Below are 21520 nucleotides of genomic sequence, written 5' to 3' on the forward strand. Positions count from 1 at the left end.
CCCACACAGGGAGAGTGCCATGGGGATTATCGCGTTTCTGGTGATTGGTCTGGTCGCGGGGCTGATTGCGCGCGCCATCATGCCGGGCAACCAGTCGATGGGGCTCATCGCCACCACGCTGCTGGGCATCGCCGGCTCGTTCGTGGGCGGCTTCGTGGGTTCGCTGTTCTCGCGTGACGGTCGCGCCTTCGACCTGCACCCCACGGGCCTGCTGTTCTCCGTCCTGGGCGCACTGGTCGTGCTGTTCCTCGTGGGGCTCGCCGGCCGCGGCCGTCGCGTCCACGTCTAGCTCGCAGGGCTCCTCGACCGATGAGGCGGGAGACAGCCAGGGGACGTCCGTCACGAACGGACGTCCCTTCTGTCTTTGCGGGGGTCGTCAACCCTCTGTCCCAAGAGCGTTGACAATGGCCTTCCGGCCACGCACCGTCCGCCTCCTGACGCCTCCCCAAGGAGCCCGCCCGCATGTCCGACACCGCCGAGTCCTTCCACGGCCACGCCCACCACGCCGCCCCCGCCCCGGAAGGGGTGACGGTGCGGCACGACTGGTCGCTCGCGGAGGTGAAGGCGCTGTACCAGTTGCCGCTCCTGGATCTGGTGCACAAGGCGCAGACGGTGCACCGGCAGGTGTTCGTGGAGAACAAGGTGCAGCTGTGTTCGCTGCTCTCCATCAAGACGGGCGGGTGTCCGGAGGACTGCGCGTACTGCCCGCAGGCGGCGCGCTACAAGACGGGCGTCAAGGCGGAGAAGCTGATGGCGGTGCCGGAGGTGCTGGCCGCCGCGTCCCAGGCGCGCCAGGCCGGGGCCACCCGCTTCTGCATGGGCGCCGCGTGGCGTGAGGTGAAGGACGGCCCGCAGTTCGACAGCGTGCTGGAGATGGTGAAGGGCGTGCGGGCCCTGGGCATGGAGGCGTGCGCCACGCTGGGCATGCTCACCGACAGCCAGGCGAAGCGCCTGCGCGAGGCGGGCCTGTCCGCGTACAACCACAACCTGGACACGTCCCCGGAGCACTACGGCGACATCATCTCCACCCGCACCTACGACGACCGGCTGAAGACGCTCAACCGGGTGCGCGACGCGGGCATCTCCGTGTGCTGCGGCGGCATCATCGGCATGGGCGAGTCCGTGGACGACCGCTGCAACCTCTTGCGCACGCTGGCCAACCAGGAGGTGCACCCGGAGTCGGTGCCCATCAACGCGCTCGTCCCGGTGGAGGGAACGCCGCTGGCCCAGCAGCACCGCGTGGAGACGGTGGACATGGTGCGCACCATCGCCACCGCGCGCCTGCTCATGCCGCAGGCCATGGTGCGCCTGTCCGCGGGCCGCATGCAGATGAACGAAGAAGCGCAGCTGCTCTGCATGATGGCGGGCGCCAACTCGCTCTTCTTCGGGGAGAAGCTGCTCACCACCGGCAACCCCGAGTACACCCAGGACATGGCGCTCCTGGAGAAGGCGGGCATCCGCCCCCTGGAGCCCCGGCAGGACCGGTGAGCCCCGTCACGCAGGTCGCGGACCGCTGGGCGCGCGAGGACCTGGAGGCCCTGAGCGCGAAGGGCCTTCGCCGCGCGCTGGAGCCGCTCGACTCTCCCCAGGGCGCGGAGGTGCGCGTGGGGGACGAGCGGCGGGTCAACTTCTCCTCCAATGACTACCTGGGGCTCGCGGCGTCGCCCGCCGTGCGCGCCGCCGTCGCCGCCGCGCTGGAGCGCTACGGCGTGGGCACCGGCGCCAGCCGCCTGGTGGTGGGGGACATGGTGCCGCACCAGCGGCTGGAGGCGCGGCTCGCCCGCTTCGAGCGCGCGCAGGCCGTGCGCCTCTTCAACTCCGGCTACGCGGCCAACACCGGCATCCTGCCCGCGCTGGTGGGGCCCGGCGACGCGGTGTTCTCCGACGCCCTCAACCACGCCTCGCTGGTGGACGGCTGCCGGCTGTCGCGCGCGCGCGTCGTCGTCTATCCGCACGCGGACGTGGCCGCGCTCACCCGCGCGCTGGAACAGACGCCCGCGCGGCGCAAGCTGGTGGTCACCGACAGCGTCTTCTCCATGGACGGAGACGTGGCGCCGCTGCGCGAGCTTCTGGCCGCGTGCGAGGCCCACGGCGCCGCGCTGATGGTGGACGAGGCGCACGCCACCGGCGTCCTGGGTGCTCGCGGCGCGGGGCTGTGCGAGGCGCTGGGCGTGGAGGACCGGGTGGACCTGCGCATGGGCACGCTGAGCAAGGCGCTGGGCGGGCTGGGGGCGTACGTCGCCACCTCGCGCGCGGTGGCGGACCTGCTGGTGAGCCGCGCGCGGCCGTTCGTCTACTCCACCGCGCTGCCCGCCGCCCTGTGCGCCGGGGCCGAGTGCGCGGTGGACCTGGTGGAGCACGACCCCGCTCCGCGCGAGCGGCTGTGGGGCCACATCCACCGCTTCACCGAAGGGCTGCGCGCCCTGGGCCTGCCCGCCGAGCCCCGGAGCGCCATCTTCCCGGTCATCCTGGGCGAGCCCTCGCGCGCGCTGGACGCGGCGAAGCGCCTGCGCGAGGCGGGCCTGCTGGTGAAGGCCATCCGCCCGCCCACCGTGCCGGACGGCACCAGCCGCCTGCGCTTCTGTCTCTCCGCGGCCCACACGACGGGCCACATCGACCTGGCGCTGGAGGCCCTGCGCCGGGTGGGAGTCTCCCGTGGCCCCTGAAGCCCTCCAATTCTTCGTCACCGGCACGGACACCGGCGTGGGCAAGACGCAGGTGTCGTGCGCGCTGCTGTCGCTCCTGAAGGACGCGGGCTACGCGCCCCAGGGCTTCAAGCCCTACGAGAGCGGCTGCGCGTCGCTGAAGGCCCCGGCGGACGCGCTGGCGATGCGCGAGGCCGCGGGCAGCACGCTCCCGGTGGACGCCGTGTGTCCGCACCGCTTCAAGGCGCCGCTGGCCCCGGGCATCGCGGCGGAGAGGCTGGGCAGGGAGCCGGACTTCCGCGTGACGCTCGCGGCTTGGAGACGGCTGAAGGGCGGGACGGTGGTGGTGGAGGGGGCAGGGGGGCTGTTCGTCCCGGTGGATTCGAAGCGCGACGTGGTGGACCTCATCCAGGCCTTCCGCCTGCCCGTGGTGCTGGTGGCGCGCGCGGGGCTGGGCACGCTCAACCATGTCGCGCTGTCGCTGGAGGCGCTGGCGTCGCGCAAGGTGCCCGTGCGCGCGGTGGTGCTGTCGCGCGGGGTGCCCGGACGCGACCTGGCGGAGCGGGACAACCGGCGCTACCTGGAGGCCCGCCACGGGGTGGAGGTGCTGGGTCCAGTGCCGTTTGTGGAGGATCCAAGAAAGCGCCGGTTGGCGTTCCGGCGGGCGCTGGCGCCGCTGGTGCCCGAACGCGCGCGGGCCCGATAAATCGGCCTCCGCCGCGTTCGACGGAAAGGCGCGTGCTACAGGTCGCGCAAGTTTTCGCGTGGTGGTGGCCGTGATCTGGACGGCCCGTTTTTTCCGCGCGAGAAAGCCGGCACGAATGGCGGACATCATCGACATCACGCTCCTCGCGGACGTCCGACGCTTCTTCCAGAAGCTCATCGAACAGCGCGGGCTGTCCTACTTCCTCCAGAAAGACGGTCCGCGGCTGTTCCAGATTGAGCCGACGAAGGTCGAGCTGGTCCTGCGCACCGCGATCCGCACCCGCAACCCGGAGCTGCCCCGGCCGCATGAGAAGGCCATCGAGCACTGCCGCCTGGAGCTGCGCCGCGAGCTGATCCGCCGCGTGGCCAGCGCCATGCTCCAGACGGGGCTGTGAGCCGCTTCTCGCTCCGCACCGCCTTCCCGCGCACGCCCAACCCGCTCTCCCAGGCCGTCGCCGAGCGCCACGCGCGCGGGCTGCCCCTGCTGGACCTGGCGGAGACCAACCCCACCCGCGTGGGGCTGCCCCTGCCCGACGCGGCGCTGCTGCTGGCGGGCGTGGCGCCGCCTCCAGCTTCCTCCCTGCTCCCGGAGTCCGTCGCGGGACGCGGCGGCCCGACGTCGGCGGCGGCCCGTGACGGCGCCCTTCCGGCGCGGCCGGGCAAGGCGGGCGGCTCCACGTCCTCGCCCTTCCACTACGCGCCAGAGCCCTTCGGCCTGCCGTCCGCGCGACAGGCCGTGGCCACGCACCTGTCCCAGCGGGGCGCGTCCGTGGAGGCCGCGCACGTCGTCCTCGGCGCCAGCACCAGCGAGGCCTATGGCTGGCTCCTCAAGCTCCTGTGCGACCCGGGGGACAACGTCCTCGTCCCCGCGCCGGGCTACCCCCTGGTGGACGTGCTGGCGCGCCTGGAGGGCGTGCACGCGCGCTCCTACCGCCTCCCCGCCGTGCACGGCTTCGGCCTGGACGCGGGGCAGGTGGAGGCCGCCCTCGACGCTCGCACCCGCGCGGTGCTGGTGGTGAACCCCGGCAACCCCACCGGCCACTTCCTGCACGAGGACGAGCTGCACGCGCTCTCGGACGTGTGCGCGCGCCACGGCCTGGCGCTGATCAGCGATGAAGTGTTCTCCGACTTCGCGTGGGACGCGGAGGCGGGGAGGGTGCCGTCGGTGGCGGGACGGCCGCTGCCGTGCCTCACGTTCTCGCTCTCCGGCCTGTCCAAGGTGGCGGGCCTGCCCGGCCTCAAGCTGGCGTGGCTGCACGCGGGCGGCCCCGCGCACGCGCGCGACGAGGCGCTGGCCCGGCTGGAGGACGTGACGGACGCGGCGCTGTCCGTGGCCACGCCCGTGCAGCTCGCGCTGCCGGCGCTGCTGGCCCACGCGCCCCGCTTCCAACAGGCCCTGCTGGAGCGCGTGAAGGAGAACCGGGAGCGGCTGCTCCGGGCGCGTCCGGCGGACGCCTCGTGGGACGTGGTGCCCGCGCACGGCGGCTGGAGCGCGGTGCTGCGCATCCCCCATCACCCCGGCGAGGAGGCCACCTGCCTGCGGCTCCTGGAGGAGGGGGTGCGCGTGCAGCCAGGCTACTTCTACGACTTCGGCGGCGGTGCGTACCTCGTGCTGTCGCTGCTGCCGACGCCCGAGGTCTTCACCGCCGCCCTGGCTCCGCTGGTGCGAGTGCTCAGTCCACCGGCGGGTTGATGAGCTGCACGGTCTTGAAGGCGTTGTTCTCCACCTTGAACAGCTCGTAGGGGGAGGCCGCCTCGCCCGTGTCGTTGTTGAAGTCCAGCTCGCCGCTGGCGCCGCGCACGTTGATGGTGGCGCCGGTGCGCAGCAGCTCGCGCGCCGCGGTGAACTGCGTGGACCCCAGCGAGTAGGCGGGCGCGGACTGGCCCCCCGTGGGGGTGAGCTTCGTGAGCCCCTCCGCGATGCGGGGACCGGTCACCGGCTGCGGGTTGTTGGGGTCGTTGCCCACCGCGTACGCCGCGCCCAGCGTCACCAGGTACATGGCGTCGTACGCGTGCGCGGTGAAGGAGAACTGCCCGGGGTCCGTCCTGTAGGCGGTGATGAAGCGGTCCGCGAACAGCTTGTAGGTGGAGTCGCTGGGCCGCGCGGACGCGGGCGCCATGCCGTACGCGCCGTTGAGCTGCGCCTTGTTGGCGCCCAGGTTCGTCAGCAGCGTGAGGTCCTTGCTCGCGTCCGTGAGGAACCAGCGGTTGCCGTTGGCCACGGACACGCCCTGGGTCACCGCCTCCGGAATCAGCCGCGCGTTGTCCTCGGGGAAGCCCGCCAGCACCGTGAGGTCCGGCTTGAAGGACACCAGCCGGCTCACCGCGCCGCTCACGGACTCGTTGCGGTTGTACTGCGCGCCCGCGACGTTGTCCTTGTTGGGGATGCGGTTCTGGATGGCGTCGTACAGGCCGTTGCCGTACGAGTCGTTCACGTACGCCACGCCCACCTTGGTCGGCGGGGTGAACGTCACGCCCGGGTCGTTGACGGGCGTGACGCCCTGGAGCACGTCCGCGATGACGCGGCCCTGGAGCACGTCCGAGGGCGTGGTGCGCCAGACCAGGCCCACGCTGCCGCCGTTCTTGTCCGACAGCGTGGTGAACGCGGAGCTCGTCGCCGTATGGCTCATGAGCAGCACGTTCTTGGGGACGGTGATTTCGCTGAGGGCGAGCGTCTGCGCGCTGCCCGCGCTGAAGAGCGCCACCGCGCCCTTGTCGTTCACCATCCAGCCTGCCTGCGTCACCGCCCGGTTCACTTCCGCGCCGGTGTCGCAGACGTACATGACGAACTGACGGCCGCCCACGCCCTGCGCCTGGTTCACCTCATCCAGCGCCAGCTTCAGGCCGTTGAAGCGCTGCTGCTCGATCTCCGCGTTGCCGCTCGCGTTGGTGAGCGGCAGCGCCGCGCCCAGCACGATGGGGTTCGCCGCGGACGTGGCGCCCACCACCTGGTCGCACCCCGCCGGCTGCGGCAGGCAGAAGCCCGACGTGCAGACGCTGTTGCTGCCGCAGTCACTGCTCGTCGTGCACTCGGACAGGCCGCCCGCCGTGGTGAAGCTGCACCCGGACGACAGCAGCGCCATGCCCAACGTCATCATTCCCAGCGCGCGCATCAGAAATGCCCTTCCATGCCGACCCCGGCGCCGCGCGGTGCGAGCGTCACGCGGACCTCGCCCTGCGCGGGAGGGCCCTCTTTGGGATACAGGATGATGGCGGTGATGGCCCCCGCGAGCCCCACGCCGAAGCCGATGTCCGCGAGCAGCGCCTTGCTCTTGGTGCTGTCCGACAGCCGCTGCTTGTCCGCGAGCGTGCCGGCGTTGTCGAACTGCTCGCGCTGGTCGCGCGCCTGCAGTCCGAAGAGCACGCCCACGCCCACGCCCACCACCGCCACGCCGCCCGTGGCGAACGCCGCGATGCGCTGGTTGCGGTAGGACTTGATGGCCCGGTTCAGCTCCGCCTGCCGCTGGCGCTCGCTCTCCTCCTCCGCGCGCCGCGCCGCCGCCTGCTCCTCGTCCGCCTTCTGCCGCGCGGCCTCGGCTTCCGCCTCCAGGCGCTTCCGGTCCGCGTCCGCCACCGCCTGCGCCTGGTCCTCGCGGTCCAGCTGCACCCGCAGCCGGTCGATGGCGCGGTTGCTGTTCTTCAGCAGGGTGGGGTCGGTGTCCTCGCTGGAGGACGTGACGTACTGCCGGTAGAAGCTCATCGCCTCGCGGGGCTCGCCCGCGTACTCCAGCGCCACGGCGATGTTGTAGACGAGCCGCGGGTGCGGCTGCGCCTCGTTGGCCTGCTTCAGCGCCTCCGCCGCCTCGCGGTACTTGCCCGCGTCGTAGAGGCGCTTGCCCTCCTTCAACAGGGCCTGGACGTTGACCTTGGAGCCACCCCGCTGCGCCAGGGCGGACCCCGGCGACAACGCAAGCGCCAGCGACAACACGAAAACCAGTCTCATGGGGCGGGGAGCCTAGCGCCGAACATTCCGGCCGTCGAAGCGCTGGCCCCCCGAAAAAGCACCGGGGCCACCCCCACCCCTGTCGCAACAGGGGAGGAAGCAGCCCCGGAAGGGCCTTCCCAGGCGTCAGACGGCGCTCAGCCGTCCAGGCGCGCGATGAGCAGCTTGCGCTGGAGCATCAGGGCCTCGGGGGCCTTGGTGCCCAGCTGCTCGAAGAAGACCTCCTGGCTCTTGAGCTCGGTCTTCCACTCGTCCTCCTTGATGGAGGTGGCCTCCTGGATGGCCTCCGCGGGCAGGTCCAGGCCGTTGAGGTTGAGGCCCTGGTCCTGGCGCGGCACCCAGCCCAGCAGCGTCTCCTGCGTGGGGACGCGGCCCTGGACGCGGTTCACGATCCACTCGAGCACGCGCATGTTCTCGCCGAAGCCCGGCCAGATGAACTTGCCGTTCTTGTCCTGGCGGAACCAGTTGACCTGGAAGATCTTCGGCAGCTGCGGGATGGACTTCTGCATGTCCAGCCAGTGCTGGAGGTAGTCACCCATGTGGTAGCCGCAGAAGGGCAGCATGGCCATGGGGTCGCGGCGCACGACGCCCACCTTGCCGGTGGCCGCCGCGGTCGTCTCCGAGCCCATGGTGGCGCCCAGGAACACGCCGTGGGTCCAGTTGAAGGCCTGGAGCACCAGGGGGACGGTGTTGGAGCGGCGGCCGCCGAAGATGATGGCGCTGATGGGAACGCCCTGGGGGTCATTCGCCTTGCCGGACAGCACCGGGTTGTTGCTCATGGGCGCGGTGAAGCGGCTGTTCGGGTGCGCCGCCTTCTCCGTGCTGCCCTTCTTCCAGGGCTTGCCCTGCCAGTCGATGAGCTCCTCGGGGACCTCGCCGTCCTTGCCCTCCCACCACACGTCGCCGTCGGGCGTGAGCGCCACGTTCGTGAAGAGCGTGTCCTTGGCGATGGTCTCCATCGCGTTGGGGTTGGTCTTGTAGTTGGTGCCCGGCACCACGCCGAAGTAGCCGGCCTCCGGGTTGATGGCGTACAGGCGGCCATCAGGACCGGGGCGCATCCAGGCAATGTCGTCGCCGACGGTCTCAATCTTCCAGCCCGCGTACTCCTTGGGCGGGATCATCATGGCGAAGTTCGTCTTGCCGCACGCGGACGGGAAGGCCGCGGCGATGTACGTCGTCTCACCCTTGGGGGAGGTGACGCCCAGGATGAGCATGTGCTCCGCGAGCCAGCCCTCTTCACGGCCCAGGTAGCTGCCGATGCGCAGCGCCAGGCACTTCTTGCCCAGCAGCACGTTGCCGCCATAGCCGGAGCCGAAGCTCCAGATGGTGTTGTCCTGGGGGAAGTGACAGATGTAGCGGCGGTCCGGGTTCACGTCGCCCGTGGAGTGCAGGCCGCGGTTGAAGTCGTCGCTGTCGCCCAGCATGTCCAGCGCGGCCTTCCCCATGCGGGTCATGATCCGCATGTTGAGCACCACGTAGTCGCTGTCCGTCAGCTCCACGCCAATCTTCGTGGAGGCGCCGCCCAGCGGGCCCATGGCGTAGGGCACCACGTACATGGTGCGGCCCTTCATGCAGCCTTCGAACAGCTGGCCCAGCTTCGTGTAGGCGGCCTCCGGCTCCATCCAGTTGTTGGTGGGGCCCGCGTCCGTCTTGTTGGGCGTACAGATGAACGTGAGGTGCTCGACGCGCGCCACGTCGTTGGGGTTGGAGCGGTGCAGATAGCAGCCGGGGCGCTTCTGGGGGTTGAGCGGGATGAGCGTGCCGTCCTTCACGGCCTGCTCGGTGAGGCGCTGCTTCTCCGCCTCCGAGCCGTCACACCAGACGATGCGGTCCGGCTGGGTCATCGCGGCCATCTTGGCCACCCAGGCCAGCAGCGTGGGGTTCTTCGTGGGCGCCTGCTCGGTGGCGGCGGCCGCTTGCGTCGAAGCCATGGAGGTCTCCTCGGGGTGTCTCATTGCGTGGGGTTGTCCCGCGTTTCCGCTTCTGTGCGAGGGCGGGAAACCCTACAGCGGAAGGAACACCAAACCTTCTGGACCGGGGGCCCAAAAGCAACTGACGTCCGGCAGTCAACCGGACTTTCGACCGCTCTGGCCTAATTCCACTTATCAGCGCCCGGTCCCCCATCAGTAAACGGCGCGGTGCGGCACGCGCTGTCCGCGCGTCAGAGGCGTGTCCAGGTTGAGAGGGACGCACCCACGCCATGTCCATCGCCATCGTCCTGACCGTCATCGTCGTCGCGTTGGTCCTGTTTTCCATGGATTCCATCCCCATCGAGTTCACCTCGCTGGTGGTGGTGTGCCTGCTGGCGCTCTCCGGGGTGCTGACGCCGGCGCAGGCGTTCGAGGGCTTCAGCAACGACACCGTCATCTTCATCTTCACCCTGCTGGCGATGACGCAGGGGCTCGCCTCCACGGGCGTGGTGCAGATGGTGGGGCAGCGGATGGCGTTCTTCGCGCGCTTCGGCCACCAGGCGTTCGTGCTGGCGATGATGGGCGTGGTGGCGGTGTTCTCCTCGTTCATCTCCAACACGGTGACGACGGCGGCGTTCCTGCCGGTGGCCATTGGCGCCGCGCACCGGGCGAAGGTGCCGCGCAGCAAGGTGCTGCTGCCGCTGGCGTACGCGTCCATGCTGGGCGGCACGGTGCTGCTGTTCGGCACGTCCACGAACCTGGTGGTGTCCGCGGCGCTGCAGCGGCGGGGGATGGCGCCCATCGGCGTGGCGGAGCTGGCGCCGGTGGGGCTGCCGGTGGTGCTCATCGGCATCGCGGTGGTGGTGCTGCTGGGGCGGCGGCTGTTGCCCGCGCGCGAGGGCAAGCCGGGCACGGAGGGCTTCGTGCTGCGCGAGTACCTCACGGAGGCCGTGGTGCCTGGGGACTCGAGCTACGTGGGCAAGCCCCTGGCGGAGCTCACGGAAGGGCTGGGCCTGCGCGTGATTGGCGTGGTGCTCGGCGGCGAGACCCTCAACGCGAAGCCGGCGTACGTGCTGACGGGCGAGGAGCGGCTCCTGGTGGAGGGCCGGCGCGAGGACATCCTGCGGGTGAAGGACCTGCGGGGCCTGGCGCTGCGGCCGGACGTGCGGCTGTCGGACGCGGAATTGGAGGGGCCGGAGTCGATGCTCGCGGAGGTGGGCGTGCCTCCCGGCAGCCCGCTGGTGGGGCGCAGCCTGCGGGAGACGCTGTTCGTGGAGCGCTTCGGGCTGGTGGCGCTGGGGCTGCACCGCCGGCCCGGCATCCAGCGGCACACGAAGCTGCAGCTCTTGGGGCGCGCCCGGGAGGAGCACTCGCTGTCCACGCTGCCCCTGTCCGTGGGGGACGTGCTGCTCCTGCGCGGCCCGCGGCAGAAGGTGGCGGAGCTGGCGCCGGGCCATGCGCTGATGGTGCTGGAGGGCCACGAGTACGAGCCGCCGCGCTACGCGAAGGCGCTGCTCGCGGTGGTCATCTTCCTGGTGGCGCTGGCGGCGGGCTCGCTGGGCTGGGTGCCGCTGTCGCTGGCGGGGCTCACCGGCATGCTGCTGATGATCGCCACCGGGTGCGTGGACGCGCGCACCGCGTTCCGCGTGGACTGGCGGGTGGTGCTGCTCATCGGGTCCATGATGGCGCTGGGGCTGGCCATGGAGGTGAGCGGCGCGGGGAAGTTCATCGGCGACCACGTGGCGCGGCTGGGCGAGTACGGTGGGCCGCGCGCGGTGCTGGCGCTCCTGATGGTGCTGACCATCGTTCTGTCGGCGCCCATGAGCAACCAGGCCGCGGCGCTGGTGGTGCTGCCGGTGGCCCTCAACGCGGCGACGCAGCTGGGCGTGGACCTGCGCCCCTTCGCCATGGGCGTCACGCTGGCGGCGAGCTGTTCGTTCATCACCCCGCTGGAGCCCAGCTGCGTGCTCGTCTACGGGCCCGGGCACTACCGCTTCACGGACTTCTTCCGGCTGGGCACGCCGCTGACCGCGGTGCTGGTGGTGTTCCTCGTCTTCGCCGTGCCCATGGTGTGGCCGTTCTAGTGGATGGCCGCGCGCAGCCCCACGTCCGCGAGCACGCGCGACTCCTGCGCGAGGAGGTATTGCAGGCGCGCGTCCACGGAGGCCTCGTCGCCGTTGGACGCGGTGACGGCCAGGCGGTGGAAGAGGGCCTGGTGGCCGTCCTCCGACTGGGCCAGCTCCCCGTAGAAGCGGGCGAGCGCCGGGTCGGTGAGCCCCTCCGCGAGCAGGGAGAGCCGCTCGCACGAGCGCGCCTCGATGATGGCGGCGACGAGCAGGCGGTCCACGCGCCGCTCCGGGGCGGGCGTGCGCACGTGCTTCTGCAAGCCCTGCGCGTACGGGTCCCCCGCGTCCTTGGTGAGGGTGAGGCCGCGCGCGGCCATCAGGTCCAGCACGCGCGCCAGGTGGGCGCTCTCCTCGCGGGCCAGGCGGGCCATCTGCGAGGGCAGGCCCGGCAGGTCCGGGTAGGCCTGGAGCATGGACAGCGCGTTGGCGGCGGCCTTCTTCTCGCAGTGGGCGTGGTCCACCAGCACCGCGTCGAAGTTCGCGAGCGCCAGCGGCAGCCAGCCGGGGTCGGTGGGCGCGTGGAGGATGACGGGGCCCGCTCCGGAGAGGGGGCGGCGGGAGGGTGTGGGGCGGCTGCTCATCGCGGGCGGACTGTAGGGCATCCGCCGGGCGCCGTGCGCGCGGTGTCGCAGGCGGCGGCCCGGGCCTGCTTCCTTGCTGGGACGTGCCGGCGGCGCGCGGCGGGCTACAGCGGCGGGCGTGTGCCCTCCTTCGCGGCGATGAGGGTGACGACGTAGTCCGAGCCCTCCTGTGCCTCGCTGGCCACGAAGATGGAGCCCGGCCACGCGCGCAGGCCGTTCATCATGAAGGGCCCGCTGTCGGCCGCGCTCCGGTGCACCAGCTCCACGCGGCAGAGCGTGGCGCGGCAGTCCAGCGCCTTCACGCGCGAGCCGGAGGGCAGGTGCTGGCGCAGGGTCTCGTTGAGCGTCTGCGTGGCCCGGCCGCTCCAGTCATTGTCCACCGGCTCCTCGGCGAAGGCGGTCATCACGCGCGTGCGCGACTGCTCGAAGGACGGCGGCGACAGGCGCATGGGCGGCGGCGGAGGCACTTCGTCCGGGGCCTGCGCGCTGTCCTCTTCCATGGCGCCGGGAGACTCCGCCGGGGCCTGCGCGCGCGGGGCGGAGGGCTGCGCGGCCTGCGTCGCCCACAGCCGCATCGCGGTCTCCGCGGCGGCGCGGCGCTCGGCCAGGTTCGCGTCGTTGCTCGCCGCGCTCTTGCGCACCTGGGCCCGCAGGTCCTCCAGCTCCTGTTCGGACGACTGCTGGTGGCTCACGAGCGCGAACAGCATGCCTGCGATGGCGGCCGTATTGGTGAGGGCGAGGACGGTCTGGAGCCGGGAGGACATGGGGCGCTCACGGAAGGTAAGAGGGAGGAACGGGCCGCGCGAAGGGGAGGAATGAGAAGCCTTCGCGCGGCCCCTGCATCAGGACCGCGTCTTCGCGCCGGGCACGTCACCCGGCGGAAGTCAGGAGCCGTGCGTCAGTCGATGGTGAAGCCGCCGATGATGCCGCCCGACTGCAGGCCGCAGCGGAAGACGATGGCGTAGTCCTCCCAGACGTAGCGTTCACCCGTGTTGAGGGTCTGCCACGCCATGGGGCCGGCCACCGTGTACGTGGTCGTGCCCAGGTGCCCGCCGTTGCCCACGCCGTTGACGGTGGTCGTCTCGCACCAGCTGTTGTTGCCGTAGATCTGCACCGTCGTCGGGTGGTAGCCGACCGTCCACATGGGCACGGAGGCGATGGCCAGACGCGTCGTCGTACAGTCGTTGCGGATGCCCGAGTAGCTGTTGACGCTGAAGCACGCCGCGTCGGACGCATACGCGGCCTTGAACGCGATGCCCGGGTAGTACTGCCACGCGGCCGCGGTCCCCGCGCTCAACGCCACCACTCCGAACGCGCACACCTTCGCCAACGTCTGGAAACGCTTCATTGAACTGCTCCCGTGGGATGCGGCGGTGATTGGGGCCGCCGGGCTCGCGAACGCCGCGCGCCGCACGTCATGGGAGCAAGCGCCATGCCCTCGTCCGGGCTGACGTGGTTTCAATTGCTTGCGCGTCTTTTTGGCAATCCCTGTTGTCCTGGGAGCAACGGGCGGGTGTTGCCTGGGTTGCCCCCGTGGCTACACGGGCTTGGGCGGCGCTACTCCACCAGCACGAGCCGCTGGGTGCGGCCGGCGTGGTAGCCCACCTTGCGCGCGATGCGGGCGGTGCTCTCGTCGCGCTCGTCGACGCGCAGGGCCAGCCGGGGCAGCGAGGACAACAGGTGCCGTGAAATCTGTCCCAGGCACAGCGTGGCGTGGCCCTGGCGGCGGCGGGACGGGGGCGTGTACATGCCCTCCAGCTCCGCGCCGAACTGCGAGCGGCAGCCGATGTCCACCTTGAACACGAGCTCGCCGCCCTCCTCCAGCACGTAGGTGCGGCGCTGGCGCACGCGCTGGAGGACGCGGGCCTCGTAGTGCGTGGGGTCCTCCGCCAGCGGGTCGCGCTCCAGGATTTCGCGCACGTAGCCCTGGGCCAGCGGCAGCAGGCGGGGCACGTCCTCCTCGCGGGCCAGGCGCAGGGTGGGGTTGGTGAAGGGGCCCAGGTCGTCCGCGGAGACGCTGAACAGCCGCTGGGTGCGCGACAGGCGCGGCTTGCCCTCGCAGAGGCTGCGCACCAGCGCGTCCACGGCGGCCTTGTCCCCCACGGTGGCGCGCAGCTTGAGGCTGGGGGCGAGCGCGTCCGCGATGACGCCGGTGGCGCTGGCGTCGCTGGCGCTGGGCACCACGAGCCCGCCCTCGCCGCCCACGAAGACGGCCGCGGTGAGGACGCCGCTGTCGAAGCGGCCGTGGAAGGCGAAGGCCGCCTGCCGCTCCGGCGCCGCGATGCCGAACTCCTCCAGCAACCCCAGGAGGTAGAGGTTGTGGACGGGATCCTTCGCCAGGAGCGCGCGCAGGGCGTCCGAGTGGGAAGGCGCGAGCTGTTCGACGGTGACGGGCATGCGAGGGGGAACGAAGGGGGCTGAACCTTACGCGCAACCCGACCTCACGGGCCAGCGTCCCCAGGCACGGTGAAACGGAACGGGTAGAGCACCGTCGCGGACCCGCCCAGGTGGGGCGCCGGGAAGCGCGCGTCCAGGAGCGAGTCCAGCACGCACGCCTGCACCATGGGGTCCGGGATGGTGCTGGAGACGAGCACGCCCCGGTTCATCCTCCCCTCGGAGCCCTCGCCCTCCACGGTGAAGCGCAGCTTCACTTCCTGTGTACCCCGGTTGCGTTGTGCGGCGTCCTGGAAACATTGCTGCACGAGCGGAGTCACCGCCTGGAGGGCCAGGCGCAGGTCCTCCGCGTCGATGCGGCCGGAGGAGGCCTCCACCACCGGCTCCACCACCTCCACGCGGCGCGGGTCGGGGGCGTCCCAGTCCTCGCGGGGCGGCGGGGCCCGGGGAGGCCCTGGCACCGGCGCGGCGGGGCGCGGGAGCGGCGCGGCCCGGGAGGGCTCGGCCACCGGCGCGGCCGCTCGCGGCGGTGGGGCCCGGGGAGGCCCTGGCACCTGCGCGGCGGGCCCGGGCAGCTCCGGGGCGTCCGTGAAGCGCGTCACCCACGCGGCCCCCAGCGTGAACAGCAGGAACAGCCCCAGGCTCAGGCCGGGGATGAGGAGCCAGCGGAAGAGGGTGCGGTTCGAGGACGCCATGGGCCGGGAGCCCGCGTGTCATACCCGCCTCACGGGTGGACCGTGAAGCGGGGATGCACGCGAGCGCCCGAGGCTACGGATACACCTCGCGCCGCGACGTGGGCGTGGGCGTTGTCGTCGTCGGAGGCGTCACCACCGCCCCTTCTGCGCGGATGCGCTGCTTGCGGCTGACGCCCAGCGTGGCGCCGAGCACCGACGCGACGAGCCCCAGCAGCAGCCCCGCGAAGATGCCCCAGAAGACGCGGCCGGAGCGGTCCGCCACCGTCAGCGCGCCCTGCTGCACCTGTTCGCCCACCTGGCCGACCTTGCCCTTGGCCTGGTCAATCTGCTGCTCCACTCGGGTGGCCACCTCTTGCGCGTCCTGGCGCGACAGGTTGGTGTTCTGCGCGATGTTGCTCACCAGCAGCTCGCGGTCCACGCGGCCCTGGCGCACGCCCTCGGTGACGATGTCCTTCGTCGCCGCCTCCAGCTGGTTGGCGGTGATGGCGGGCTTGCCCTCCGCTTGCAGGCGCTGGTTCACCGGCGCGAGCGCGTCGTTGGCGTCCAGGCCGACCGCCTGCGCCGCCCCGCCGCCTCCCGTCACGGCGCCCACCGCGGCGGAGCCGCCCGCGCTCACCGCTGTCTTGCCCACGCTGAACACCGCGCCCAGCACGTTCGACAGCAGCATGCCCACCAGGAGGACGCCCGCGATCGTCGTCAGCCCCCAGAGCACCGCGCCGTGCAGCGCGCCCCCCGCCTTGTCCACGATGCCCGCGCTGCGCGCGGCCACCATGCCGCCCACGAAGAGCGCGACCAGCGGAGCGATGACGCCCCAGATGCCGGTGAAGATGCCCGCGGACTTCGCGCTCCCTGCGTCGCCGGGGTCCACTGACGACAGGCCCAGCGCGAGCCCCAGCGTGTAGAGCAGGATCCAGACGCCCAGCGCGACGAAGGTGCCACCGAAGATGGCCCCCCAGCTCAGCTTGTACGCACTGCCCGGCACCGCTGGGATGATGCCGGCGCGTTCACTTTCGACAATGGCTGCCATTGGACTCCACCCTCGCTTCCCGTGAGTCGCCTGGCCGCGTTGGGGCACGGCCAGCACGTACGTGTCTGGGATGAAGGTGTGCACCAGGGCCGCCGCTTCATTTGCTGCCTCACGGCCGCTCCGTCCGGAAGGGTGGGACGGACGGCCGGGTGAGCCTCAGCGCAGGCCGAGCGCGTCGAGGAGCAGTGCCTCGCGCGCCACCACCGGCGCGCGAGGAAGCACGTCCGTTCGGTAGCGCGCGACGAGCGCGGGCAGCGTCACCGGGCTGCCGTCACCCAGGCCGCTCCAGGCGGCGAGCAGCCCCAGGACGTGCTCGGGAGGCCGGCCGCGCGCCCGCAGCTCCGCGAGCGCGAACGCCCCGTCGCGCTTCGCCAGCCGCTTGCCGTCCTCACCCAGCACCAGCGGCACGTGGAGGAACGCGGGCGCGCTCAGGCCCAGCGCGGCGTAGAGCTGGAGCTGCCGGGGCGTGGAGGGCAACAGGTCGTCCCCGCGCAGCACGTGGGTGATGCGGCTGGCCGCGTCGTCCACCACCACCGCGAGCTGGTAGCTGGCCACGCCGTCGTTGCGGCGCACCACGAAGTCCCCCACCAGCGCCTGGACGTCCTGGGCCTGCGGGCCCATCAGCTCGTCCACGAAGCGCACCTCGCCCGCCCGCGCGCGGAAGCGGTACGCGGGGGCGCGCGTGCGGGAGCGCTCTGACACCTGCTCGGCGGTGAGGTTCGCGCAGGTGCCCGGGTAGCGGGGCCCCTCATCGGACAGGCCGTGGGGGGCGCTCGCCGCGCGGGCGATCTCCGCGCGCGTGCAGAAGCACGGGTAGATGAGCCCCTCGCGCTCGAGCTTTGCCTGGGCCTCGCGGTAGACGCCGTCGCGCTCGCTCTGCACGAGCGGTGGCTCGTCCCAGTCCAGGCCCAGCCAGCGCAGGTCCTCGTAGAGGTCCTGGAGGAACTGGGGGCGGCAGCGCGCGCGGTCCAGGTCCTCGATGCGCAGGAGGAACGCGCCGCCCGCGGCCCGGGCCTGGAGCCAGCCCAGGAGCGCGCTTCTCACGTTGCCCAGGTGCATGCGGCCGGTGGGGCTGGGGGCGAAGCGTCCTCGCATCGTGGCCAGAACCATAACTTCCCCGCCCGGCGTGCTGGGAGAGAATGCCCCGCCGCTTCCTTCCGTTCCGTGGGATGTGACTGCCTCCATGCGCTTCCTGCACTGCTCCGACGTCCACATCACCGAGGACTACTTCGCCCTGCCGCTGCACAAGCTGGGCTGGCGCCGCTGGGTGGCGCTCGTCGAGCTGACGGCGGGAGGCCGGGCGAAGGCCTACCGCAACGCGCAGGCCACGCTCTCCGCCATCGCCCGCGAAGCAGGCACGCACGGCGTGGACCACTTCATCCTCTCCGGCGACCTCACCGCCTACGCCCTGGAGGGCGAGTTCCGCGCCGCCCGCGCCGCGCTCAGCCCCCTGGCCCCCACGCCCGCGCGCTGCACCGTCATCCCGGGCAACCACGACGTCTTCACCCCCGGCGCCGCCCGCGCGGGCCGCTTCGCCCAGCACTTCGGGGACCTGCTGGAGAGCGACCTGCCCGAGTACCGCCGCGAGGGCGCGTTCCCCTTCGTGCGGCTGGTGGGGGAGGGCGCCGCGGTGGTGGGGCTGTGCTCCGCGCGCCCGCTGCCCACGCCCGGCCTGTCCTACGGCAGCGTGGGCCCCGCGCAGCTCGAAGGCCTGGCGGCCCTGCTGAAGGACGCCCGGCTGGACGGCCGCGCCATCCTGGTGGTGGTGCACCACGCGCCGCGCGGTGCCGCGAACCTCGCGGACGGCTGGCACCACGGGCTGCATGACGCGGACGCGCTCCTGAAGCTCCTGCCGGGCCCGCGCTTCGCGGTGCTCCACGGCCACATCCACCAGCGCTACCACCACCCGGCCACCCAGGACCGGCCCCACCTGTTCGGCGCGGGCTCCTCCACCCAGGCAGGGAAGGAGGGCTACTGGCTCATCGAGGTCCAGGACGGCGTCGTGGTGGGCGGCACGAAGCACGTGCCCGCGCTGTGACAGTTCCTCCCGGCGGCGGTACAAGGGGCGCACATGACCCCAGCGCCCACGGCCCCACCCGCTGAGTTGTCCCTGGAGGAGTACCGCTTCCTGCGCCAGCTGGGGCGTGTCACGGACGACCTCCTGGAGGAGAGCCTCCGGGAGCGCGAGACGCTCACCCAGTGCTTCCGGCGCTGCTTCCCCACGCTGCTGACGCACCTGGGCGCGCGCGGCATCGCGGTCACCACGCGCGACGAGGAGCTGGTGGAGCACACCTGGAGCGAGGGCGACTGGGGCGGCGTCTTCCCCGGGAGCCTGCTGGCGGGGCCCACGGGCCTGAGCGTCCACGACACGGGCACGCTGCTCACCCAGACGCTGGACGTGGCGGGCTCACCGGTGGGCACGCTGGGCGTGCTCTACGCGGGGCCGCCGGGTGACGCGGGCGTCACCGCGCGGCGCCTGCGCGCGCTGGACGTGGTGGCGGAGGAGCTGGACACGGTGCTGATGCTGGTCCACACCGCGTCGGAGAAGCACCAGCTCATCCTCCAGTGCAACGAGCACCTGGCCAACCCCGTCTTCGAGGCGGGCATGGACCACGCGGTGCGCACGCTGGCGCAGCGGGTGCGGCTGCCGGGCTTCCTCCTGTTGTACCGAGACGCCGTGCAGCCGCACGTGCTGCACTACCGCACGTACCGGCACGGGCAGCTGGAGTACGAGAGCGGAGAGCAGCCCAGCGCCCCGCTGGAGTCGCTGCTCCACCAGCACGGCACGCGGCTCTTGCACGGGGACGCGGGCGTGCTCAAGCGCCTGTTCGACGGGCGCACCACGGAGGCGGTGCTCATCTCCGCGGCCACGCGCAGCGAGCCGCTGGGCAAGATTGTCGTCTGGAGCAACGAGGGCTTCTCCGCGTACGCGATGGACCTCATCCGCGTGCTGGCCTCCACGCTGAGCCAGCGCCTCCTGGACTACAACCGCGAGCGCATCCACCTGTCGCAGTTCTTCCCCACGGACGCCATCGACGCGCTGCTGGAGGACCCGGACTACGCGCGGCACCTGCGCGCGCAGGAGCAGGAGGTGGGCATCCTGTTCGCGGACATCAACGGCTTCACCCGCATCTGCGAGCAGGGCTTCGACAGCCCGCGCAGCATCGGCCGCTTCGTGGACGAGTGGAGCGCGCGCGCCGTGGACTGCATCTGGGCGCACGGCGGCGTGTTCGACAAGATGGTGGGCGACTGCGTCATCGGCCTCTTCGGCCCGCCCTTCTTCCAGACGGACCGCGTGCGCCGCGCGGAGGCCGCCGTGCGCGCCGCCAACGACATCCAGGCCTTCACCGCGGAGCTGGGCGCGCGTGAAGAGGTGGCCGCGCTGTGCCAGCGGGTGAAGCTGCCGGGGCTGGGCGTGGCGGTGGGCGTGAACCTGGCCACCGCGAACTGCGGCCTCTTCGGGCCCAACCGCAACTACACCGCGTTCTCCAGCGGCATGAACCAGACCGCGCGCCTTCAGTCCCTGGCGGGCTTCCGGGAGACGCTGGTGATGGAGAGCGTGCACGAAGCGCTGAAGCACTCGCAGGAGCCCTTCGTGCGCAAGCTCCAGTTCGGCGCCCTCACGGAGACGCCGGTGAAGAACGTGGCCCAGCCGCTGCGGCACTACCAGCTGACGCCGTAGCGCCGCCTCAGGCCAGCAGGTGCGTGCCCGCGTAGCGGCGCGAGAAGTGGATCCACCGGCGCTCGTCCACCTCCACCTGCCACTCGCTGTTGGGCGTCAGCGGCAGGCGCTGCTTGAGGAAGCTCTCCAGGTGGTCCGCCGCCTTGAGGGGCGTGAGCCCCGGCGCGCGGAAGGCGATGTGGAGCGTCACGTCCAGCGACGGCGCGACGTCCACCGACGCACAGATGCGCAGCGCGCCCACGCGCCGCTGGTACTGGGTGTCCGATGCCGGCCACGTGGAGGAGCCCTCGGGCTGCGGAGGCGCCTGCTCGAGCCAGTTGTCGGGGATCAGGATGAAGTCGAGCAGGTTGCTGCTCGCCTCTTCCACCGTGCCGTGCTCCTGGATGGAAAGCATTGCCCACCTCCGCCAGAGAAGCCGTTGGGGTTGCGTGGAAGCCGTCTTGAAGAATGTGCCCACGAGCCCATGCCATGCAAGGGCCCACGAACATCCACGTGCCGCCCACATCCGTGACGCACATGTGAGCGGGGCGCACGCTAGCGCGGCGGGGTGACACCGTGGGTCGGGTGGTGTTCCGTGCGACCCCGCACGTTGCTCAGGACGCGACGGGGAGGGAGCGGCGGGGCTTGCGCTCCACGGCGGCCTTGAGCTGGCCGCAGCCCGCGTCGATGTCGATGCCACGACGCTGGCGCACCGTGCTGGGCACGCCGTGCGACGTGAGCACGTCCTGGAACGCACGCACCGCGTCGGGGACGCTGGGCCCGCCGTCATAGCCCACCGTGGGGTTGAGCGGGATGACGTTCACGTGCGCGTCCATCCCGTGGAGCAGTTGGCCCAGGGTGTGCGCGTGCTCCGCGGTGTCGTTGCGGCCGGAGATGAGCGTCCACTCGAAGAAGATGCGGCGCTTGCGCTTCGCCACGTAGTAGCGGCACGCGTCCATCAGTTCATTGAGCGGCCAGCGGCGGCCCGCGGGCACCAGCGCGGCGCGCTCCGCGTCCGTCGCGCCGTGGAGGCTCACCGCGAGCTGCACCGGCCGCGCCTCGTCCGCGAGCCGGAGGATGCCGGGCACCACGCCCACGGTGGACAGGGTGATGAAGCGCGGCGCCAGCGCCAGGCCCTTGGGGTCCACGAGGATGTCCACCGCGGACATGGTGTGCTCGTAGTTGTGCAGGGGCTCGCCCATGCCCATGAGCACGATGTTGCGCAAGCTCTCACCCTGCGCGCGCAGGATGCGGGTGACGTGGAGCACCTGGCCCACGATTTCGCCCGGCGTCAGGTGGCGCGACAGCCCCATCTGGCCGGTGGCGCAGAAGACGCAGCCCATGGCGCACCCGGCCTGCGTGCTCACGCACACGGTGGCGCGGCCCTTGAAGCGCATCAGCACCGTCTCAATGGTCTGCGCGTCGTGCAGGCGCAGCAGCAGCTTGTGGGTGAGCCCGTCGCTGCTGAAGCTCTCGTGGTGCGTGGCGAGCGCGCCCAGGTGCGCGTGCTCCTGGAGCGCGGCCTGGAGGTCCGGCCGCAGCCCCGTCACGTCGCCCAGCGCGGTGACGCCGTCGCGGTACAGGCCCGTCCACACGCGCTCGCGGTACTGGGGGCTGAAGCCCCAGCCGGCGAGCCGCGCGTCCAGCGCGGGGCGGGGCAGGTCGTAGAGGTTGACGGTGGCGTCCGGCATGACGGGCCTTGGGATAACACACCCGGCGCTGGCGCACCCGGGTCCGCCGGCCTGGGGGGCGGCCAGGGGAGCAGCCCTTGGAGCACGCGCACGCGTCCAGCGGGTGACACCTCGCGTGCGAGCGTGCCGCGTCGTGCCAATC

Annotated in this window: 21 protein-coding genes; 9 read left to right on the forward strand and 12 right to left on the reverse strand. The window is 71.9% G+C overall.

Annotated features, from left to right (window positions below; genetic code table 11):
* Positions 1-19 precede the first annotated feature (19 nt).
* The 6 genes from NR792_RS33065 (at position 20) to NR792_RS33090 (ending at position 5043) form a co-directional block, all read left to right on the forward strand.
* Positions 20-289 (forward strand): GlsB/YeaQ/YmgE family stress response membrane protein, encoded by a 270-nt coding sequence (locus NR792_RS33065; RefSeq protein WP_014394015.1) that lies wholly within the window; start codon positions 20-22, stop codon positions 287-289.
* Between the two features lie 173 nt (positions 290-462).
* Positions 463-1488 carry a biotin synthase BioB gene (bioB, locus tag NR792_RS33070; protein ID WP_375756697.1) on the forward strand — a complete coding sequence of 342 codons (1026 nt, stop codon included), beginning with the start codon at positions 463-465 and terminating at the stop codon, positions 1486-1488.
* Entirely contained in the window at positions 1485-2666 is a 1182-nt protein-coding gene (bioF, locus tag NR792_RS33075; protein ID WP_375756698.1) for an 8-amino-7-oxononanoate synthase, read from the forward strand. The genes bioB and bioF overlap by 4 nt, the downstream gene beginning before the upstream one ends.
* Positions 2656-3351 carry a dethiobiotin synthase gene (bioD, locus tag NR792_RS33080; protein WP_375756699.1) on the forward strand — a complete coding sequence of 232 codons (696 nt, stop codon included), beginning with the start codon at positions 2656-2658 and terminating at the stop codon, positions 3349-3351. The genes bioF and bioD overlap by 11 nt, the downstream gene beginning before the upstream one ends.
* A gap of 115 nt (positions 3352-3466) precedes the next feature.
* The gene (locus NR792_RS33085) at positions 3467-3745 is read left to right on the forward strand and encodes a hypothetical protein (RefSeq protein ID WP_120552248.1); all 279 of its coding nucleotides are present in this window, start codon (positions 3467-3469) and stop codon (positions 3743-3745) included.
* Positions 3742-5043: a pyridoxal phosphate-dependent aminotransferase gene (locus NR792_RS33090; RefSeq protein WP_375756700.1), complete on the forward strand. Its 1302-nt coding sequence runs from the start codon at positions 3742-3744 to the stop codon at positions 5041-5043. Before NR792_RS33085 ends, NR792_RS33090 begins: the two co-directional genes overlap by 4 nt.
* Here NR792_RS33090 and NR792_RS33095 read toward each other — a convergent pair.
* The 3 genes from NR792_RS33095 to NR792_RS33105 form a co-directional block, all read right to left on the reverse strand.
* Complete coding sequence (locus NR792_RS33095) at positions 5024-6463, reverse strand: ABC transporter substrate-binding protein (RefSeq protein ID WP_375756701.1); 1440 nt, start codon at positions 6461-6463, stop codon at positions 5024-5026. The two genes, NR792_RS33090 and NR792_RS33095, sit on opposite strands and share 20 nt — an antisense overlap.
* A complete protein-coding gene (locus NR792_RS33100) occupies positions 6463-7293 on the reverse strand; it encodes a tetratricopeptide repeat protein (protein WP_375756702.1) in 831 nt (276 codons plus the stop codon). The genes NR792_RS33095 and NR792_RS33100 overlap by 1 nt, the downstream gene beginning before the upstream one ends.
* 137 nt (positions 7294-7430) lie before the next feature.
* Positions 7431-9224: a phosphoenolpyruvate carboxykinase (GTP) gene (locus NR792_RS33105; RefSeq protein WP_375756703.1), complete on the reverse strand. Its 1794-nt coding sequence runs from the start codon at positions 9222-9224 to the stop codon at positions 7431-7433.
* 269 nt (positions 9225-9493) lie between these two features.
* Here NR792_RS33105 and NR792_RS33110 point away from each other — a divergent pair, with 269 nt between their 5' ends.
* Positions 9494-11287 carry an SLC13 family permease gene (locus tag NR792_RS33110; RefSeq protein WP_375756704.1) on the forward strand — a complete coding sequence of 598 codons (1794 nt, stop codon included), beginning with the start codon at positions 9494-9496 and terminating at the stop codon, positions 11285-11287.
* On the opposite strand, the gene NR792_RS33115 is transcribed toward NR792_RS33110, so the two are convergent.
* From NR792_RS33115 to gluQRS, 7 genes are all read right to left on the reverse strand, one after another.
* Positions 11284-11910: a tRNA-(ms[2]io[6]A)-hydroxylase gene (locus tag NR792_RS33115; protein WP_375761735.1), complete on the reverse strand. Its 627-nt coding sequence runs from the start codon at positions 11908-11910 to the stop codon at positions 11284-11286. The two genes, NR792_RS33110 and NR792_RS33115, sit on opposite strands and share 4 nt — an antisense overlap.
* A gap of 104 nt (positions 11911-12014) precedes the next feature.
* A complete protein-coding gene (locus NR792_RS33120; RefSeq protein ID WP_375756705.1) occupies positions 12015-12674 on the reverse strand; it encodes a hypothetical protein in 660 nt (219 codons plus the stop codon).
* Between the two features lie 134 nt (positions 12675-12808).
* Positions 12809-13258, reverse strand: a complete 450-nt coding sequence (locus NR792_RS33125) for a hypothetical protein (RefSeq protein WP_375756706.1) — start codon at positions 13256-13258, stop codon at positions 12809-12811.
* Between the two features lie 209 nt (positions 13259-13467).
* Entirely contained in the window at positions 13468-14307 is an 840-nt protein-coding gene (locus tag NR792_RS33130; RefSeq protein ID WP_375756707.1) for a GNAT family N-acetyltransferase, read from the reverse strand.
* 44 nt (positions 14308-14351) lie between these two features.
* On the reverse strand, positions 14352-14999 hold the full coding sequence (locus NR792_RS33135; RefSeq protein ID WP_375756708.1) for an AgmX/PglI C-terminal domain-containing protein: 648 nt from the start codon (positions 14997-14999) through the stop codon (positions 14352-14354).
* A gap of 73 nt (positions 15000-15072) precedes the next feature.
* Positions 15073-16026, reverse strand: a complete 954-nt coding sequence (locus NR792_RS33140) for a hypothetical protein (RefSeq protein WP_375756709.1) — start codon at positions 16024-16026, stop codon at positions 15073-15075.
* Positions 16027-16182: 156 nt separating this feature from the next.
* Positions 16183-17121, reverse strand: coding sequence for a tRNA glutamyl-Q(34) synthetase GluQRS (gene gluQRS / locus NR792_RS33145; protein ID WP_375756710.1), 939 nt, complete (start codon positions 17119-17121; stop codon positions 16183-16185).
* An 88-nt stretch (positions 17122-17209) separates the two neighbouring features.
* Between gluQRS and NR792_RS33150 the strand changes: the two genes are divergently transcribed.
* Positions 17210-18064, forward strand: a complete 855-nt coding sequence (locus NR792_RS33150; RefSeq protein WP_375756711.1) for a metallophosphoesterase family protein — start codon at positions 17210-17212, stop codon at positions 18062-18064.
* Positions 18065-18097: 33 nt separating this feature from the next.
* On the forward strand, positions 18098-19708 hold the full coding sequence (locus NR792_RS33155) for an adenylate/guanylate cyclase domain-containing protein (protein WP_375756712.1): 1611 nt from the start codon (positions 18098-18100) through the stop codon (positions 19706-19708).
* A gap of 7 nt (positions 19709-19715) precedes the next feature.
* Here the strand turns inward: NR792_RS33155 and NR792_RS33160 are convergent, their stop codons facing one another.
* A complete protein-coding gene (locus NR792_RS33160) occupies positions 19716-20102 on the reverse strand; it encodes a hypothetical protein (RefSeq protein WP_375756713.1) in 387 nt (128 codons plus the stop codon).
* A 199-nt stretch (positions 20103-20301) separates the two neighbouring features.
* Positions 20302-21378, reverse strand: coding sequence for a 23S rRNA (adenine(2503)-C(2))-methyltransferase RlmN (gene rlmN / locus NR792_RS33165; protein WP_375756714.1), 1077 nt, complete (start codon positions 21376-21378; stop codon positions 20302-20304).
* Positions 21379-21520 lie beyond the last annotated feature (142 nt).

It is taken from the genome of Corallococcus exercitus, from assembly GCF_042231735.1.
Lineage (GTDB): Bacteria > Myxococcota > Myxococcia > Myxococcales > Myxococcaceae > Corallococcus > Corallococcus exercitus_B.